This is a genomic window from Kitasatospora sp. NPDC004799 (assembly GCF_040609095.1).
Taxonomy (GTDB): Bacteria; Actinomycetota; Actinomycetes; order Streptomycetales; family Streptomycetaceae; genus Kitasatospora.
In genome coordinates this window covers 37,013-54,368 of the sequence record NZ_JBEXJK010000010.1, presented here as the reverse complement: position 1 = coordinate 54,368, position 17,356 = coordinate 37,013, and the positions used below count along the sequence as shown (strand labels likewise).

Genomic DNA, 17,356 nt, shown 5'->3' with positions numbered 1-17,356 from the left:
CCCCGTCTTGGCTTCCCCCAACCCGCCCACGTTACACCAAGCCCGTGTGCGTGAGAAGTCGGCCCGGCCGACTTCTCACGCACACGATGAAGGGCTGCAGGAGCCCGTGCTCTACCCGTATGGCCCTGCGACGGTGGCCATCGCGGTGGCCAGTGAGGGCCTGCGAGTGATCCATTCCGTGTTACCGGTCTCCACCGAGCGCCGTACGGCCCTGATGATCTCCTCGTCGACGTCCACGGGCAGGGCCAGGTGCGCGCGCATGTAGTGCTTGAAGAGCGCCGGGAGCTGGTCCGGCCGGGTCGCTGTCTTGGCCCGGAGGGAGAAGAGCGGGAGGAACCACGATTCGAAGCCCTCCCTGAGCGCTCGCGTGGATCGGTACGCCTCGTGCAGCGGTTGGAGACTCGCCATGTGGTCGTACGGGAGGTGGCCGTGGAGGGCATATTGGAGGCGGGTGCCGTCGTGCTGGCGGAAGTGCTGGCCGTGGGCGGCGATGTGGTTGGCGGCGTTCTGGGTGATGGTCATGACGGCCACCTCTGCCCGGTGCCTTCGGGCTGCGGCGAGGACGGTGGCGTGGACGCCGACCCGTGGGTCGAGGATCAGGCCGTCGAGGCCGAGGGGCGAGAGGTCGATGCCGTGGTCGCGGGTTCGGGAGAGGACCAGCCGCTCGGGGAGGTTGGCGGCGGTGTGCAGGAGGTGCCTGGGCTGCTGGCGGTGGTTGGCGTGGATGTCCGAGCGGTCGAGGACGGGGTGGTTTTTGGCGGCCTCGGCGACGAGGTGGAGACCGGTGCGCTTCAGGGTGTCGGCGCCGCCGCAGGCCTTGCAGGGGTGGCTGCCGCTGCCGGTCATGTGTCCGCAGGTGCGACAGACGGGGACGGTCTCGGGGCTGATGGCCAGAGTGCCTGCGCGAAGGTTGTTCTCGATCATTTCCAGTGCGAGGGCGGCGACTTCGGCGTCGGCATCGGTCATGATCCCGCCGGCCGGGGATCGACCGTGACTGTACTTGGCTTCGATCAGGTCGGCTTCGAACCGCTGACGGGGGATCCTCGGTCCGGTGGCTTCGCGGTGGCGGAGGTCTCCGGCGAGGGTGACGGTGTTCCACAGGTGGGGCGCGGGCGGCGAGCCGAGGATAACGTTGAGGGCGGCGGCCAGGTGGATGCCCACGGCCTTGCCGGGGCGGGTGTCGAAGGTGAAGGGTCCGCTCTGGACGGGCCCGTTGAGGAACAGGTGCCGCACGGGTGCCTCCTAGATCGGCGGGGTGGTGGTGCCCGTCCGGTTGAACCGGCCGCCCCGTAGCGCGTAGTGGAGGATCGCGGCGTTGAGCAGCTTGCCCTTCCGCTCCTCGGCGAGGATCTCGGGCAGTGTGCGGGTTTCGAGCAGGGAACGGAGCGCCACCACGGCGGTCTGGTGGGTGAAGGCGACGACGGTGCGTGGTTCCTGGAGCTCGGCCCGGGCGAGGGCGGCGAACTCGGCGGCGCGGTCGAGTACACCCGTGGCGAGCGACTCCCCTCCGCCCGGCGCGGTCCAGATGTGCTTGCGCAGGCGGCGGTCCTCTGCGAGCTCGGGGTAGCTGTCGTAGAGCTCGCGCTTGGTCATGTAGGTGGCGTCGCCGTAGTGCTGTTCGTCCAGTAGCGCGGTCCGCCGAGGCCACCCGTCGGGGAGGCCGGGCAGGGCGATCGCGGCGGTGTCGATCGCCCTGCGGTAGGTCGAGGTGTAGACGTGCGGTTCCGGGCCGGCGATCTGCGGTAGGACGTCGGCCAGCCACTGGGCCTGGCGGAAGCCGCGCGGGGTCAGGCCGACGACGGTGCGGGAGATGGTGTGTGCGGCAGCTCCGCTGTATGGGCGGGGGTCCTGGTAGAAGCCGCGGTACTTGTCGGCGTTCTCGACGGACTCGGCGTGCCGGATGACGAGCAGAGTCACGGTGCGGGTCCTATCCGGCGAGGTTGGCGACGTAGGAGCTGCTGACGGTCCAGGGGGTGAGTTCGATGCCGAAGCCGCTGTGGTCGCCGTCCTGGGTGTGGACGAGCTTGCCGGCCAGGTGCACGGTGTCGCCGGACCGGAAGGCACCGGTGTAGGCGCCGAGGTACGAGCGCATGTGGGTGATACGGCGGGCGAAGGAGTCGGGCTCGTCGATGGTCGAGCTGAGGATGGTCCTAACCTTGATCCCGTAGACGGCAGGGGTGGTGAGGCCCTCGGTGTGGTCCGTGATCTCTGCGAGGAGGGAGATCTCGCCGATCTCCTTGGAGGACACGCGGGCGAAGGTCCGGTCGTGGTCGGAGCGGAGGGGCTCGCAGTTGACGTGCGCGCCAGTTCCCGCGGTGAGCCCTTGGAGCTTTCGGCGTTCCTGCTTGATGAGCGTGTCGAAGGAGCTGCCCTCCAGGTACTTGGCCCGGCGGATGTACAGTCTGGTCAGGTCCTCTCCGTCGTACGGCCGGATCAGGTCGGTCCGCTGGAAGAGCTCCTGGGCGGCCTGGTAGCCCTCCGGTCCGTAGCAGACGAGGTCGATGTCCGAGCGTTCGTTGAAGCAGCCGACGAGGAAGGAGCCGGTGACGCCGATCAGACCCCGGGCGTCGGTCGAGGTGATCCACTCGGTGATCGCCAGGAGGTCCTTGCCCGCCGGGTTGTCGGCGACCGTACCGGGCGCCTCGTGGATGGCGGCGAGGGCCTGGCGGCAGGGGTAGTGGACGGCCACGTCCTCGCGCGGGATGCCGGTGATGACGCAGCCGAGGGTGTCGGAGTAGACGTAGCACTCCGGTCGGCCAGCCAGGATGCCGAAGGACTTCGACACCACGCTGTTCTGCCGGTAGGTCCGGCCGAGGAGCCGGCGGTCGCCCTTCTCGTCGGGGTGGTACTTGACGTAACCGAGGTAGTGGCTGCCCGGGTGGCTGTCTCCGATGACCTTGAAGACGACTCCGTGGTGGTCCATCAGGTAGTCGCGGTCACGGACGGAGGGCAACGGACTACCGGTGTTCGGCGGTGAACCGTTCGAGGGTGGGGAAGGTGCCGGTGTCGATCGTGCCGGACGACTCATACTGATCGAGTCCCATCGTGAACAGGGCACGGCGGTACTGCCACTTGGTGTGCTTGTCGTGCCGGGCGGGGTCGGTGGGCCGCATGAGGGCGAGGAAGAAGAAGCACTTGACGAGGAGGAAGTCGCCCAGGTGCTCGCTCACCCGCTGCCCGATCAGGGAAGCGGTGGTCTCGTCGAGTGCGCCTGTGTAGGCGGCGCGCTGTTCCGGGGTGATGCGGTAGCCCTTGCCACCACCCTTGAAGGCCACGATGTCGAGCGCGGGGTAGACGTCGTAGCCGAGCGGGACCGGTCCGTGGTGCTGCCAGTCGATGACCCCGGCCGGGAGGATGTTGGGCAGGCCGTAGTCCAAGTGCCCGTGCGCCATCGGGAGCCGGCCCAGCCGGTCGAGGGCGTGCTCGACCGCCGCATGGACGCGCGGGGTGTCGAAGTCCGGGTTCTCCGTCAGGACTTCAGTTGCGAAAGCGGCCTTAGCGAACCACGGCATCGCGGGCAGGGGGTGCCTCGTCTGCGCCTGGAGGAGTTTCGACGCGACAGCGGCCGCCGTGCTGATCACCTGACAGCCGACCTGACCCTCTCGCCTGGCGTCGGCCAGTGCCTCTTCGTGCAGCGAGGCCTTGCCGATGGCCCGCTCGATGGCGAAGTACCTTCCGTCCTCGGAGCCGATGCCGACGATCTCCGGCACGGGGTAGCCGAGGTCGACGATCAGCTGCTGGAACTCGGCCTCCGCTCGGAGATCCGCGCCACCGGTCCGCTTGTAGAGCAGGCCATCGGCCGACTTCCAGACCGTGCCCTGGGCAGCCGTTCTGTGTTTGACGAATTCCCAGTCGTTCATCCGGTCGGCCTCTCGTGCTGCTCCCGCGCTGTCCGGTGAGCAACATAGCGCTGGCCGGGGATTTCTAGGGGGCGATTTCCTGTTCCCTCAAGAACTCGTTCCGAATGTTCTCGATCAGGCTCCGCATGCGGTCACCTGTGATGGCTGAATGTTCGAATGCTTGGAACTTGGTCACGTAATGTTCGATATCCCGGGGCTCGCTCGTGGTGATTTCGGCGTGCGGAATCTCCACAATGACCAGTCGGGTGTCGAAAAGGGCGAAGGAGCACGTCGGAAGGTGGGATTTCGGTGTTGCGAGCGGGGTCACTCCGAGCGCGATATTGGGAAGTCGTGAAATCGCCAGAAGCTTGTCCAGCTGTGCTGCCATCATGAGGGGCGGAACGAGGGCCCATCTCAATACGGGCTCGGTGATCAGAAATCGGAATCGCCGGGACTGGTCGAAGAGGACCTCCTGGCGGCGGATTCGGGCGCTGATCATCCTCTCCAGCGCGTCGGCGGTGAGCTGGGAGTGCTGTTGGACCGCCCGGACGTACTCAGGTGATTGCAGCAGGCCGGGAACACAGGAGTGCTGGAAGACGCGGAGTTCCTGTGTCTGCGCCTCTACCGCCCGGATCTCGTCCTGGTGTTTGTGGAGTCCGGCACGGCGGTAGATGCGCCATGCGGTGGTCTCTGTGGCGATCGCGCGTGCAGCCTCGGTCAGGTGGGACCTGACGCCCTCAGGGACGTCGAGGGCGGCCAGGATGCGCTCCACGTCGATGACGCTGGGGGCGAGCCGCCCGTTCTCGATCTTGCTCAGTTTGCTCGGAGACATGGCGGCGTGGCGGGCCACTGTCTTGGCCGGCTTTCCGCCGGCCAGTCGCAGGTCCCGCAACGCCTTCCCGAGGTCGGTTCCTCTCACCGGCTTCCGTACTGCTCCCACCATTCGGGGAAGGGCACTGCGTGGCTCAGGGCGATGTCGCGGTAGCCCAGCCACTTCCCGACGGTTGGTTCCTCGTCGGCGTCGAGGAACGCCCCGCCGTCGCCGTAGCGCATGGTGACGACGGTGGACTCGTCGAAAGCCCAGAAGTCGGGAACGCCGTCGAGCGGGTTCGGCTGTTCGGTGGTGTCGAGGATGAAGAACTCCTCCCCGGCGGTGGCGTTCTTGGTGTATCCCCAGCCGAGCTCGAACCGGAGGTAGGGGGTCAGCGGACGCGACAGGATGTGGACCCGGTACATGCGCTTTCCGCTGGCGGTGTTCGTCCTGACCTCCTCCACCCAGTCCTGGTTGTAGTCGGCCGGCTGCGGTTCGCCGCCGAGGAAGGCGCGAATGCTTGCCGCGTTCGATGATCCGCTGTAGTCGTCCAACGTCTCCAGTCGGAACGCCTCCCGCTGGAATGTCGAGAAGAGGCGCTCGAAGTCCTCACCCGAGATGGTCACTGGAAATCCTCCGAATCAGCGAAGCGGGAATGCGGACCGCGGCCTCTCCCGCGGGGAGCCGGATGGTCGTCAGTGCCTCCGTGTCGTCCACGACATAGCCCTGGATGATGAGGTCCCCCGTGCCGTCAACGGCGTACACCGTCGGGCACGTGCCCTTCTCGCACTCTCCAGCAAGGCGTGTCAGCTTCACGGCGGTGCCTTCCTCCTCGGCGGGGCCTGCGTTCGGTCCGATGCTGACGAAGCCGTGGCTCGCCGGTCAAGGCATAGCAGTTGAGGGAACAAGAAACCGCTTGGAGATCACTGGATCGGGTGGTCCTTCCTCGGCGGCCTCTTGCGGAGAGCAAGAGGCCGCCGGGAGGACTGCCGGACTTACGACGTTCCGGGGTGGCCGACTCGCGTCTGCCCCATGCGGCGTGACCGCCGTCATACCCGAGGGATGTCACGTCCGGTGCCGCTGCGCGGTCCTCGCTGCAGAAGCGAGAGAAGGGACCGTGAGGATGAAGACCGTCATCGTGTGCGTCTCGGTGTCGCACGGCAACACGCGTCGCGTCGCCGACAGCATGGCCCAGGTGCTGGGCGCCGAGGTCGTCTCCCCCGAGCAGGCCGACCTGGCGGAGCTGGCCGACGCCGACCTCGTGGGATTCGGCTCGGGGGTCTTCCACGGCAGGCTCCACCCGGGCCTGACCGACTTCGTCAAGACACTTCCCGCCGGGCGGGGCCGGGCGTTCGTGTTCGCCACCAGCGGGCTCCCCGAGATCCCTCCGGCGCCTTTCACTCGCCCCCTGGTCCGCATCCTCGAAGGCAAGGGCTTCCAGGTGGAGGAGAGCTTCTCGTGCCGGGCGTTCGACACGTGGGCGCCCTTCAAGCTCGTCGGCGGTATCAACAAGCAGCGGCCGAACGCGGGGGACCTGGCCGCCGCGCGGGCGTTCGCCGCGCGGCTGCGGGACGGGCGAGGGGATCCACGGCTGGAGTACTGAGCGGCGACGCCCCGCCCGGCGCCGTGCATGCACAGGAAGTCGGCTGGGCCGACTTCCTGTGCAAGGGGGGCGGCCGGTCGGTGCGGGGAAAAACCAGGGGAGCGGGCGGTGGAGCGGTGCTACGGTCGGGCGCCATGACTTGGCTTCCCGATGACTTCGTCCATCCCGTCCAGGTGCCGCTGCCGGGCGGGGCCCACCACCTGCGGCCGGTCCGGGAGGCGGACGCGCCGATGGACTACCCGGCCGTGATGGGCTCGCGCGAGCGGCTGTGGACCGTCTTCGGTCCGGCCTGGGGCTGGCCCGCGGCCACCATGACGTACGAGGCCAACCAGGCCGACCTGCTGCGGCACGAGAAGGAGATCGCCGCGCACGAGTCCTTCAACTACGCGCTGCTGGACGCGGCGGAGACGAAGCTGCTCGGCTGCGTCTACATCGACCCGCCCGCGAAGGCCGGCGCGGACGGTGAGATCTCCTGGTGGGTGGTGGACGAGCTGGTGGGCAGCGAGGTCGAGCGGGCCGTGGACGCGCTGGTGCCGCGGTGGATCGCCGCCGACTGGCCGTTCGAGCAGCCCCGTTTCCTCGGCCGGGAGATCTCCTGGTCGGACTGGCTCGCCCTGCCCGAGCACCCCGGCGCCTGAGCCGACCACGGCCCGCCACGGGCAGCGGTCGGTGCTCCAGCCGTGGATCGCGACCACGGACGGGACGGTCAGGCCCGGGACGCTCCGAGGAACCGCAGGACGGCCAGGACGCGGCGGTGGTCCGCGTCGACCACTGGCAGGTCGAGCTTGGGGAAGATGTTGTTGATGTGCTTCGCCACGGCGCTCTCGCTGACCACCAGCGCCTGCGCGATGCCGGCGTTGGAGCGCCCCTCGGCCATCAGGGCGAGCACCTCCCGTTCGCGGGGGGTCAGCCGCGCGAGCGGGTCGTTGTCGCGCCGCAGCAGCAGCTGGGCGACGACCTGCGGGTCCAGGGCCGTGCCCCCGTCCACCACCCGCCGGACCGCCGCCACGAAGTCGGCGACATCGGCGACCCGCTGCTTGAGCAGGTAGCCCACCCCGCTGGTGTTCGCGGACAGCAGGTCAGCCGCGTACCGCTCCTCCACGTACTGCGAGAGCAGCACCACCGCCGTCCCCGGCCAGCGCCGACGGATCTCCACCGCCGCCCGCACCCCCTCGTCGGTGAAGCCGGGCGGCATCCGGACGTCGATCAAGGCGAGGTCGGGCCGGTGCTCGGCCACTGCCGCCAACAGCCCCTCCGCGTCGCCGGCTTCCGCGGCGACCTGGAACCCGCCCATCTCCAGCACCTTGATCAGGCCGACCCGCAACAGCACCGAATCCTCGGCGATCACCGCGCGCACGGCAGCTCCGCGGTGACGGTGGTGGGTCCGCCGACGGGGCTGCTGACGTGGAAGGCCCCGTCGAGGGAGCCGACCCGCTTGGCCAGCCCGGTCAGCCCCGTGCCGGCGGCGGCGTCGGCCCCGCCCAGTCCGTCGTCGGTGACGCGCACGCGCAGCACCTCGCCGACCTGGCGGACCGTCACCTCGGCACGCATCGCGTTGGCGTGCTTCGTCGCATTGGTCAGTGCCTCCGAGACCACGAAGTACGCGACCGACTCCACGCTGGGTGCCACCCTCTCCTCCAGACTGACCTGCAGCCGCACCGGCAGCGGCGTGCGGGCGGCCAGCCCGGACAACGCCGCGTCCAGGCCGCGGTCTTCGAGCACGGCCGGGTGCAGCCCCCGCACCAGGTCGTTGAGTTCGGTGATCGCCTCCTTCGCCTCCAGGTGCGCGCTCGCGATCAGCTCGCGGGCGTCACTCGGCAGGTCCGGGCGGGTGGCCATGGCCAGGCCCAGGTTGACCGCGAGCGACACCAGCCGCTGCTGGGTGCCGTCGTGCAGGTCCCGCTCGATCCGGCGGCGCTCCGCGTCGACGGCCTCGATCAGGTCGGTCCGGCTCACGGCCAGCTGGTCGACCCGCTCCTGGAGCTGCTGCGCCCGGCTGGGCCCGAGCAGGCCCAGCGCCAGCCGCGCCTCGGCCCGGGCCACCGCCCGCGCGGTCCAGGGCAGGGCGCACAGGAGGAGGATTCCCGCCGCTGTGTAGACCGGCAGCTGGGTCAGGTAGCCGAACCGGTCCGGGCGGATTCCGGTCGGCAGCGTCCACGCCCAGGCGTAGGCGGTGACGCCCGCCAGGCTCGCCGCTGCCGCCGCGAGCACCAGCAGCTCCAGCAGCGCGAGCAGCGGGCCCAGCAGGAGGTGGTAGCCGATCCGGCGCCAGGGCCGCGTCGCCGCGAGCCACCGGGCGGTCGAGGCCCAGGTCCGTCGCTCCGGCGCGGTGCGGGTGAGCCGGGGGACGTCCACACCGATGAGCACCCGGTAGCGGGCCCGCTGGACGGCCGTCAGCACCGGGGTGCCGAGCAGGACCAGGGCGGCCGACACGGAGACCGTGAGGAGCCAGTTCCCCGTCCTGGCGGTGGTCGTCGCCGCCCAGGCCCACACGGGTACCAGCGCCAGGTGCGGCAGCACACCGGCGGCAAGGAGGCCGGTGTCCCGCTGCGCCCGGAGGACCGTGCGTCGCAGTCCGGCTGGAATCGTCATGGCACGACGCTAGGGCACCGCAGGAGGGCGGCGCCATGAAAGCCGTACCCGGTCTCATGGTGAACCTAGTACCAGGTGTCGATCTCGATCGTGGCCCGTGGGCGGACGGCCCGCATGCCCCGGTCGGAGCCGGGCGGCCGGTGGCGTGGATCGGCGCGCTGCCCCGGCCCGTTGCCGGGGCACGGCGTGGGCCCGCGCCGTTTCAGCCGGAAGCCCCGAAGCCGGCGGCGAGCAGGTCGAGCCTGGCGAGCAGGGCGTCGGCGAGCGGGTGGGACGCGTCGGCGGACAGCCAGCGGCTCAGGGCCGTGACGTACGCGTCGAACACCAGGTCGGCGACGGCGACAGGCTCCAACTCCGCGCGGATCTCGCCCCGTTCGTGCCCCCGTGCGGCGGCGGCGACGAACGCCTGAGGCGTCGCGGCGCCGAGGGCGAAGGCGGCGTGCAGGACCCCGCTGTCGTGCAGCTCCTTCGCGAGCGCGTACTCCCGCTCGTTGAGGTCGGCGAGGGTGCGCAGGGCGTCGGCGAGCGCCCCGGTGGTGGAGGTGCCCGCCTCGCCCCGCTGCTCCAGCGCCTCGTGCCGCTGCCGGACCCACGCCGTGACGAAGTCCTCCTTGCGGCGGAAGTGGTTGAAGGCCGTCTGGCGTCCCACGTCCGCGCGTTCGGCGATGTGGTCGTAGGTGGTCGCCGCGTACCCCTGGGCGGCGAACAGCTCCAGGGCCGCCGTCAGCAGCCGTTCCCGGGTCGCGGTGCGGCGCTGGTCGCGTCGGTTGGTCGGAGAGGTCACCGCAAAAGTGTACTTGAATCCATTGGTGGACTGGAGTACATGTTGAGACTCCAGTCCACCTAGCGAGGAGGCCCAGCCATGGCCGTCCCGTACACCCTCGGCCTGCACGAGATCGCCCCGGACACCCACGCCTACCTGCAGCCGAACGGCTCCTGGGGGCTCAGCAACGCCGGTCTGATCGTCTCCGGCGGCGAGGCGCTGCTCGTCGACACCCTGTTCACCGTCCCGCAGACCCGGGACCTGCTGACCGCGATCACGACGACCCTGCCGCACGTCACCGTCGGCACCCTGGTCAACAGCCACAGCGACGGCGACCACTGGTGGGGCAACCAGCTGCTCCCGCACGCCACCGTCATCGCCTCCGCGGCCGCCGCGGCCGACATGGGCCGCGACCACCTGCACGAACTGCTGGCGAAGCCGGACGACGGGATCGGCGTGCCGCTGCCCCGCGTCGTCCAGGACCTGCGGCGGGCCTTCGACTTCACCGGCATCGCGCCCACCCTGCCGAACCGGACCTTCAGCGGCAAGCTGGAGGTCGCCGTCGGACGGCGCACCGTCCGGCTGATCGAGGTCGGCCCCGCCCACACCCACGGCGACGTCCTGGTCCACGTGCCCGACGCCGGCGTGCTGTTCGCCGGGGACATCCTGTTCGTCGGCGGCCACCCGGTGATCCACAGCGGCCCGGTGGGGCGCTGGATCGCCGCCTGCGACCTGATCCTCGGCCTGGACGGCGTCGAGACGATCGTTCCCGGCCACGGCCCGGTGGTCGGCAAGGCCGAGGTCCGCACCTTCCGCACGTACCTGGAGCGGGTCCGCGACCACGCCGGGCGCGCCCACCGGGCGGGCACGCCCGTCCTGCGCGCCGCGCGGGAGATGGACCTGGACGGCTTCGAGGACTGGGACGACCGCGAGCGGCTGCTGCTCAACGTCGGCGCGGTGTACCGCGAGCTGAACGGCGACGGAACCCCGGGGGAGGAGGAACTGCTGGCCGGGCTCGACGAGTTCGCCCCGGCGTCCCGGCTGGAGCCGCGCCCGGGGGCCGAGGTCGCCGCCGAGGTCACCGCGCTGGCCGCGGGCCTGCCGGGCGTGGTGCGGCGGCTGTTCCCGGCCGAGGGCTCCGGGCCGCTGGAGGGCTTCCCGGTGCCCAACGTGCTGGCCACCATCGGGCACCACCCCGACCTGCTGACCAGCCTGGCGCCGCTGCTCGCCCTGCTCAACCAGGGCGCGATCGCGCCCCGCGAGCGGGAGTTGGCGATCCTGCGCACCGCGCACCGGACCGGCTCCGGGTACGAGTGGCGGCACCACGTCCGGCTGGCCGGGCTCGCCGGGCTGGCCGGGGCCGAGATCGCCCGGGTCCAGGACGGCCCGGACCACCCCGACTGGAGCGAGGAGGACCGCACCCTGCTGCGGGCCGTCGACGAACTGCACGACGGGCACGTGCTCACCGATGCCACCTGGCAGGCGCTGGCCGACCGCCGCTCCGCGCCGCAGCTGCTGGAACTCCTGGCCCTGGTCGGGATCTACGGGATGGTGGCGGGCATCCTCAACACCTGCCGGGTCCCGCTCGACGACTGGCTCGCCGGGGCGAGCGAGGCGGGCGGGACGGGCGGGGCAAGCGGGGCGGGCCGGGTGAACGGCGCGCGTGGCGCGCGTGGCGCGAGCGGGGCGCGCGTCGCGCATGGGGCGCGTGGTGTGAGCGGCGCGAACGGGGTGAGCCGGTAGCGGACGCGCCGGGGGGCGGCCGCGCGGGACGTCGGCCCGGCCGACCTCCCGCGCACGTCGGCCCGGCGCGGGACGGTCCGGCGCGGGACGGCCCGGCCCCGGTGCGGCCCGGCCCGCCCCCGTCAGGCGACGAAGTGGTCGAACTCCCCGGCCTTGGCGCCGCGGACCCAGGCGTTGAACTTGACGCGGGTGGTGGTGACGACGGTGGCCGGGTCGTTGGACTGCCGGATGTAGACCTTGTCGCCCTCGGAGGCGATCTCGATCCACTCGTCCTTGCCGCTGCTGGTGCTGGACCTCTGCCAGTCGAGGTGGTCCACGGGCGCCCTCCTGATCGTGTGCGGTGGCCGGAACGAGGGTACTGCTCCGGCGAAGAGGACAGCGGCATCGTTTCGGTCATGTCAATTCGTGCGAGACGTTGTGCTATTCCATTGGGGTGTCAGTCGTTCCTACACTGAAGCCCCGCCGCACGGGGGCTGCGGGAGGCAGGTTTGCCGACGGGCCCGGGGGAGGCGCGTGTGACTGACCGGGGCTGGGACGAGGACGACGCCCGGCCGTACTTCTTCCTCTCCTACGCGCACACCCCCAAGGCCGGTGCGCGTGGCGCGGGCGATCCGAACCACTGGGTCCGGCAGCTGTACCGGGACCTCTGCGAGGCGGTGCTGCAGATCACCACCGTCCCGGACGGGGTCGCGGTCGGCTTCATGGACGAGTCCATGCACCAGGGCGAGTTGTGGGCCGAGCGGCTGTCCGACGAGCTGGCGACCTGCCGGGTGTTCGTACCGCTCTACTCGCCGCGGTACTTCAACAGCGTTCCGTGCGGCCAGGAGTGGCACGCCTTCACCCGTCGGCCGGTCTACCCGGCGAACCTCGACTCCGAGCGCACCAGCGGCATCGTCCCGGTGCTCTGGGCGCCGATGAGCCGCTACCGGCTGCCGAACGTGGCCAGTGAACTCCAGTTCAACCACGCGAGTTTCGGGCCCGAGTACGCCACCGAGGGCCTGTACGCGCTGATGAAGCTCAGCTACTTCCGGGCCTCCTACGAGCTGGCCGTGCACCGGCTGGCGGCCCGGATCGTGCAGGTCGCGGAGGAGACGGTGATCCCGGTCGGGCGGCGGCTGGAGTTCAACGGCCTCCCGAGCGCGTTCAACGTCACCGCCCCGACCAAGCAGCTGCGGATCTCCGTCCTCGCCTACCACCAGAACGAGCTGCCCGCCGACCGCAACCCCGACTACTACGGCGAGCGGCGCACCGACTGGCACCCGTACCGGCCGGTCGGGTCGCCGATCGCGCAGCACGCGGTGCGGCTGGCCCGACAGTTGGGGTTCCAGCCGACCGTGCACGAGTTCGACGACGAGGTCGAGTCGATCATCGGCGGCAACGCCGAGGCGCCCGGCCTGCTGCTGCTCGACCGCTGGGCGCTGCGCGACCCGCGCCGGCGCGAGCTGGTCCGGCGCTTCGACCGCTCGGACGCCGCCTGGGTGAGCATCCTGGAGCCGTTCAACGGCGACGACCCGGAGTGCGCCGAACGCGCCGACGAGCTGGGCGACCTGAGCGACGAGACGCTGCGGATCACCCGGCGGGCGAGCCGGCCCAGCTTCCTCGGCGCGACCGGCCCGACCGGGCTGCACACCCTGGAGGACTTCGACGACGCGCTGCCCCGGGCGGCGATGAAGGCCAAGTACGCCTTCGAGGGCCGCACCAGGGCCGAACCGGAGGAACCGCCGGCGCCCCGGCCGAGCCTGCGGGAGGCGTTCCGGCGCGGCGGGGGCGGGTACGGACCGGACGGGGCCCCGGAGGGTCCCTTCGAGGACGAGCCGCCGGAACCCGACGGCAACGGCCGCACCACCCGCAGGAGTCGGAACAACGGCGACGACCCGTACCGCGAGCCGAACCCGCACCGCGAGCAGGACCCGTACCGCGCGCACGACCCGCACCGCGACGACGGCGATGAACCCGATGACGGGATGGCGCCCCTGGGAGGACGAGGACCGCGATGACTGACAACCGCACCAGGAACCTCCGCATCGGCGGGCTCACCCCCGCCGACCTGGCCGCCCAGCGGGAGGCCGAGCGGCAGGCGGCGGAACAGGACCGCAACGGCCGGATCATCACCTTCTACTCGTACAAGGGCGGCACCGGCCGGACCATGGCGCTGGCCAACACCGCCTGGATCCTGGCCGCCAACGGCTTCCGGGTGCTCACCGTGGACTGGGACCTGGAGGCGCCCGGCCTCGCCAAGTTCTTCCACCCGTTCCTCGACCCGGCGTCGCTGGCCGGCACCACCGGCATGATGGACCTGATCGCCGAGTACCGCGAGGAGGCGCTGCGCCCGGTCGAGCACGCCGAGGGCTGGCACCTGGACTTCGCCCGGGTGCACCCGCACGCGCTCTCGCTCACCTGGCCGTACTTCCCGCCCGGCGGCAGCCTGGACTTCCTCTCCGCGGGCCAGTTCAACCGCGACTACTCCGAGGCCGTCACCCACCTCGACTGGGACATCTTCTACGACCGCTTCGACGGCGGGCAGTTCTTCGACGCCCTCAAGGCCGACATGGCCAAGCGGTACGACTACGTGCTGATCGACTCCCGCACCGGCCTGTCCGACATCGCCGAGATCTGCACCGTCCAGATGCCCGACGACCTGGTGGTCTGCTTCACCCTCAGCGACCAGTCCATCGACGGCGCCTCCCGGATCGCCCAGCACATCCACGACCGCTACCGCGAGCGCGGCATCCGCATCCTGCCCGTCCCGATGCGCATCGACGAGGGCGAGAAGGAGAAGGCGGACGCCGGCCGCGCCCTCGCCCGGGTCCGCTTCGACGGGCTGCCGGCCGGCCTGAACGGCGAGGAACTCGCCCAGTACTGGGGCTCGGTGGAGATCCCGTACCGGCCGTTCTACGCCTACGAGGAGATCCTCGCCACCTTCGGCGACCAGACCGGCACGCCCACCTCGATGCTGGCCGCCTGCGAGCGGCTCACCTCGATGATCACCGAGGGGCGGGCGGCCGGCCTGCCCCCGGTGGACGAGGAGGTGCGGCTGCGCTACGTGGACGCGTTCACCCGCCGCCGCCCGTCCGTGCCCGCCGACCTCTACCTCTCCTACGTCCCCGAGGACCGGATGTGGGCGGACTGGATCGAGTCCGTCCTGACCAGGGCCGGCTTCCGGGTGCTGCCGCGCGACCTCAGCGCCGGCACCGACCCGCGCGAGGAGACCGAGCGCGGCATCGACTCCGCGTACCGGACGGTCGCCGTGCTCTCGCCCGCCTACCAGCGCTCCCCGCAGGCGCGGGCGCTGTGGGAGTCGGTGGTCAGCTCCGACCCCTCCGGCACCCGCCGCCAGCTGCTGCCGGTCCGGGTCGGCGACGTGCGGCTCACCGCGCCGTTCAGCAACCGCAACCCGGTCGACCTGGTCGGCCGCGACGAGGCCCAGTCGATCCAGAGCCTGCTGCGCGCGCTCGGCCGCGGCGACACCCCGCTCGACGACGCGCCCAGCGGCGGCCCGCGCTTCCCCGGCAGCAAGCCCTCGGTGTGGGACGTCCCGCCGCGCAACCCCTCCTTCACCGGCCGCGCCGCCGTCCTGGAGCAGCTGCGCAACCAGCTGCGCGGCGGCATGGCGGCCGTGCTGCCCACCCCGCAGACCCTGTACGGGCTCGGCGGCGTCGGCAAGACCCAGGTGGCGCTGGAGTACGCCCACCGCTTCATGTCCGACTACGACCTGGTCTGGTGGATCGACGCCGAGCAGACCGAGCTGGTCGCCCCGGCGCTCGCCGAACTCGCCCGCCGGCTCGGCCTGCGGGTCGGCGACTCGGTGACCGAGGCCGCCGAGGCGGCCCGGGAGGCGCTGCGGCGCGGCGTGCCCACCTCGCGCTGGCTGCTGATCTTCGACAACGCCGACGAGCCCGCCGAGATCCGCCGGTTCTTCCCCGGCGGCTCCGGCCACATCCTGGTCACCTCCCGCAACCAGGCCTGGACCGGGCACGCCGAGGCGCTGGAGGTCGACGTCTTCACCCGTGGGGAGAGCGTCGAGCACCTGTGCCGGCGCGCCCGCAGCCTCTCCCGTCCGGACGCCGACCGGGTCGCCGAGGCCGTCGGCGACCTTCCGCTCGCCGTCGAGGTGGCCGCCGCCTGGCTGGACACCACCGGCACCCCGGTGGAGACCTACGTCTCCCAGCTGCACGCCGAGGCCGCCCGCGCGCTGGCGGTCGGCCGCCCGGCCGACTACCCGACCCCGGTCGCCGCGACCTGGAACGTGTCGATCGGCCGACTGCGCCAGCAGTCCCCGGCGGCCGTCCGGCTGCTCCAGCTGTGCGCGTTCTTCGCGCCCGAGCCGATCTCGATGAACCTCTTCTACAGCGACCAGATGATCCGGGCGCTGGTGCGGTTCGACGCCGACCTCAGCGACAAGTTCATGCTGGGCAAGGTGATCCAGGCGATCGGCCGGTACGCGCTGGCCAAGGTCGACGCCGGCAGCAACAGCTTCCAGGTGCACCGCCTCGTCCAGGCGGTGATCCGGGCCGGGATGACCGACGACGAGCAGGAGGTCGCCGTCCACGAGGTGCACCGCATCCTCACCGGCGCCCGGCCCGTCCTCGGCGACACCGACGACCCGGCCAACTGGCCCGCCTTCGACGAGATCTGGCCGCACCTGTCGCCCTCCAAGGCGCACAACTGCGACGAGGCGGACACCCGCCAGCTGCTCATCGACCGGGTCCGCTACCTGTGGAAGCGCGGCGAGCTCGACCGCGCCCGCGACCTCGGCCACGCCCTGGACGTGGAGTGGACCGGCAAGCTCGGCGAGGACGACCGGCAGACCCTGCTGCTGCGCTTCCAGCTCGCCAACGTGCTGCGCTCCCAGGGCAATTACGGGGAGGCGCTGGCGCTGGACGAGGACACCCTGGAGCGCCAGCGGGCCCTGCTCGGCGAGCACCACCCGTACACCCTGATGACGGCCGGCTCGCTCGGCGCCGACCGCCGGGCGCTCGGCCGGTTCCAGGCCGCGCTCGACCTCGACCGCGAAATCCTCGACCAGTTCCGCGAGTTGTTCGGCGACGACAATCCGCGCACGCTCTCCATGGCGAACAACCTGGCGATCGACTACCGGCTGGTCGGCGACAGCGAGGCGGCCCGCGAACTCGACCAGGAGACGCTCGACCGGCGCACCGCCGTGCTCGGCCCCAAGCACCCCTACACCCTGTCCACCAAGTCCAACCTGGCCCGGGACCTGCGCGAACTCGGCGACTACCGGGGCTCGGTGGACCTGCTCCAGGAGGTCACCTCCGACCTCGGCGACGTGCTCGACCCGGACCTGCCGGAGAACCTGCGCAACGCCAAGTCGCTGGCCGTCTCGCTGCGCCGGATCGGCCAGCTCGCCGAGGCCCGCCGGATCACCAAGGAGACCTACGAGCGCTACCTGGAGCGCTACGGCGCCGACGCCCCCGACGCGCTCGCCTGCGCGCTCAACCTGGCCGCCGACCACAGCGCCTCCGGCGACAAGGAGGCCGCCCGGGACCTCTGCTCCACCGTCTTCGAGGGCCACCGGCGGCTGTTCGGCGACGAGCACCCGTTCACCCTGGCCTGCGCCAACAACCTCGGCATCTACCTGCGGGGCAGCGGCGACGTCCAGGGCGCCATCGAGCGCGGCCGGCTCACCGTCGAGGGGCTGACCCGCTCGGTCGGGCCGGAGCACCCATACACCCTCAACGCGATGATCAACCTGGCCAACGCCTACGGCGACGACGGGCAGACCGACCGGGCCGAGCGGCTCGGCCGGGCCGCGTACCAGGGGCTGTGCGACCGCTACAGCGCCCAGCACCCGGACGCGGTGGCCTGCGAGGCCAACCTGGCGATAACCCTCCGGGCGGGCGGGCGGCACACCCAGGCGGCCGAGCTGCGGGCGCGGGCGATCTCCGAGCTGATCCGGCAGTTCGGCGAGGAGCACCCCAACACGGTCTCCGCGCGGGGCTGGAAGCGGATCAACCGCGACCTGGAGCCGCAGCCGGTCTGATCGG

The 17,356-nt window shown here is 71.3% G+C and carries 16 protein-coding genes; 5 read left to right on the top strand and 11 right to left on the bottom strand.

The genetic code is table 11. From position 1 onward, the window contains the following. Window positions 1-111 precede the first annotated feature (111 nt). From ABZW03_RS02740 to ABZW03_RS02710, 7 genes are all read right to left on the bottom strand, one after another. Window positions 112-1,233, bottom strand: a complete 1,122-nt coding sequence (locus ABZW03_RS02740; protein ID WP_355251087.1) for a hypothetical protein — start codon at window positions 1,231-1,233, stop codon at window positions 112-114. A 9-nt stretch (window positions 1,234-1,242) separates the two neighbouring features. Continuing rightward, complete coding sequence (locus ABZW03_RS02735; protein WP_355251085.1) at window positions 1,243-1,917, bottom strand: phosphoglycerate mutase family protein; 675 nt, start codon at window positions 1,915-1,917, stop codon at window positions 1,243-1,245. A gap of 10 nt (window positions 1,918-1,927) precedes the next feature. After that, window positions 1,928-2,953 carry a hypothetical protein gene (locus tag ABZW03_RS02730; RefSeq protein ID WP_355251083.1) on the bottom strand — a complete coding sequence of 342 codons (1,026 nt, stop codon included), beginning with the start codon at window positions 2,951-2,953 and terminating at the stop codon, window positions 1,928-1,930. A gap of 4 nt (window positions 2,954-2,957) precedes the next feature. After that, on the bottom strand, window positions 2,958-3,860 hold the full coding sequence (locus ABZW03_RS02725; protein WP_355251081.1) for a phosphotransferase: 903 nt from the start codon (window positions 3,858-3,860) through the stop codon (window positions 2,958-2,960). Between the two features lie 64 nt (window positions 3,861-3,924). Then, window positions 3,925-4,758: a helix-turn-helix transcriptional regulator gene (locus ABZW03_RS02720; protein ID WP_355251078.1), complete on the bottom strand. Its 834-nt coding sequence runs from the start codon at window positions 4,756-4,758 to the stop codon at window positions 3,925-3,927. Further along, complete coding sequence (locus ABZW03_RS02715; protein WP_355251075.1) at window positions 4,755-5,276, bottom strand: DUF6879 family protein; 522 nt, start codon at window positions 5,274-5,276, stop codon at window positions 4,755-4,757. Before ABZW03_RS02715 ends, ABZW03_RS02720 begins: the two co-directional genes overlap by 4 nt. Beyond that, window positions 5,260-5,466: a hypothetical protein gene (locus ABZW03_RS02710; RefSeq protein WP_355251073.1), complete on the bottom strand. Its 207-nt coding sequence runs from the start codon at window positions 5,464-5,466 to the stop codon at window positions 5,260-5,262. The genes ABZW03_RS02715 and ABZW03_RS02710 overlap by 17 nt, the downstream gene beginning before the upstream one ends. A 307-nt stretch (window positions 5,467-5,773) precedes the next feature. Between ABZW03_RS02710 and ABZW03_RS02705 the strand changes: the two genes are divergently transcribed. Further along, window positions 5,774-6,253 carry a flavodoxin family protein gene (locus ABZW03_RS02705; RefSeq protein WP_355251070.1) on the top strand — a complete coding sequence of 160 codons (480 nt, stop codon included), beginning with the start codon at window positions 5,774-5,776 and terminating at the stop codon, window positions 6,251-6,253. Window positions 6,254-6,387: 134 nt separating this feature from the next. Then, complete coding sequence (locus ABZW03_RS02700; RefSeq protein WP_355251067.1) at window positions 6,388-6,891, top strand: N-acetyltransferase; 504 nt, start codon at window positions 6,388-6,390, stop codon at window positions 6,889-6,891. A 68-nt stretch (window positions 6,892-6,959) separates the two neighbouring features. On the opposite strand, the gene ABZW03_RS02695 is transcribed toward ABZW03_RS02700, so the two are convergent. The 3 genes from ABZW03_RS02695 to ABZW03_RS02685 form a co-directional block, all read right to left on the bottom strand. Then, complete coding sequence (locus tag ABZW03_RS02695) at window positions 6,960-7,610, bottom strand: response regulator transcription factor (protein ID WP_355251064.1); 651 nt, start codon at window positions 7,608-7,610, stop codon at window positions 6,960-6,962. Next, window positions 7,598-8,845 (bottom strand): histidine kinase, encoded by a 1,248-nt coding sequence (locus tag ABZW03_RS02690; RefSeq protein ID WP_355251061.1) that lies wholly within the window; start codon window positions 8,843-8,845, stop codon window positions 7,598-7,600. The genes ABZW03_RS02695 and ABZW03_RS02690 overlap by 13 nt, the downstream gene beginning before the upstream one ends. Before the next feature lie 202 nt (window positions 8,846-9,047). Next, window positions 9,048-9,629 (bottom strand): TetR/AcrR family transcriptional regulator, encoded by a 582-nt coding sequence (locus tag ABZW03_RS02685; RefSeq protein ID WP_355251058.1) that lies wholly within the window; start codon window positions 9,627-9,629, stop codon window positions 9,048-9,050. A gap of 78 nt (window positions 9,630-9,707) precedes the next feature. Between ABZW03_RS02685 and ABZW03_RS02680 the strand changes: the two genes are divergently transcribed. After that, window positions 9,708-11,351, top strand: a complete 1,644-nt coding sequence (locus tag ABZW03_RS02680; RefSeq protein ID WP_355251055.1) for an MBL fold metallo-hydrolase — start codon at window positions 9,708-9,710, stop codon at window positions 11,349-11,351. Between the two features lie 122 nt (window positions 11,352-11,473). Here ABZW03_RS02680 and ABZW03_RS02675 read toward each other — a convergent pair whose 3' ends face one another. Next, window positions 11,474-11,668, bottom strand: coding sequence for a DUF397 domain-containing protein (locus tag ABZW03_RS02675; RefSeq protein ID WP_355251052.1), 195 nt, complete (start codon window positions 11,666-11,668; stop codon window positions 11,474-11,476). Window positions 11,669-11,866: 198 nt separating this feature from the next. On the opposite strand from ABZW03_RS02675, the gene ABZW03_RS02670 reads away from it, so the two are divergent. Further along, window positions 11,867-13,348, top strand: coding sequence for a TIR-like protein FxsC (locus ABZW03_RS02670; protein WP_355251049.1), 1,482 nt, complete (start codon window positions 11,867-11,869; stop codon window positions 13,346-13,348). A gap of 149 nt (window positions 13,349-13,497) precedes the next feature. Continuing rightward, entirely contained in the window at window positions 13,498-17,352 is a 3,855-nt protein-coding gene (fxsT, locus tag ABZW03_RS02665) for an FxSxx-COOH system tetratricopeptide repeat protein (protein ID WP_355251099.1), read from the top strand. Window positions 17,353-17,356 lie beyond the last annotated feature (4 nt).

Excerpts from the sequence above, each read along its gene's own strand:
- ABZW03_RS02680 (WP_355251055.1), top strand. The coding sequence starts at position 9,708 with ATGGCCGTCCCGTACACCCTCGGCCTGCACGAGATCGCCCCGGACACC.
- ABZW03_RS02725 (WP_355251081.1), bottom strand. The coding sequence starts at position 3,860 with ATGAACGACTGGGAATTCGTCAAACACAGAACGGCTGCCCAGGGCACG.
- ABZW03_RS02705 (WP_355251070.1), top strand. The coding sequence starts at position 5,774 with ATGAAGACCGTCATCGTGTGCGTCTCGGTGTCGCACGGCAACACGCGT.
- fxsT (WP_355251099.1), top strand. The coding sequence starts at position 13,498 with ATGGCGCTGGCCAACACCGCCTGGATCCTGGCCGCCAACGGCTTCCGG.
- ABZW03_RS02690 (WP_355251061.1), bottom strand. The coding sequence starts at position 8,845 with ATGACGATTCCAGCCGGACTGCGACGCACGGTCCTCCGGGCGCAGCGG.
- ABZW03_RS02700 (WP_355251067.1), top strand. The coding sequence starts at position 6,388 with ATGACTTGGCTTCCCGATGACTTCGTCCATCCCGTCCAGGTGCCGCTG.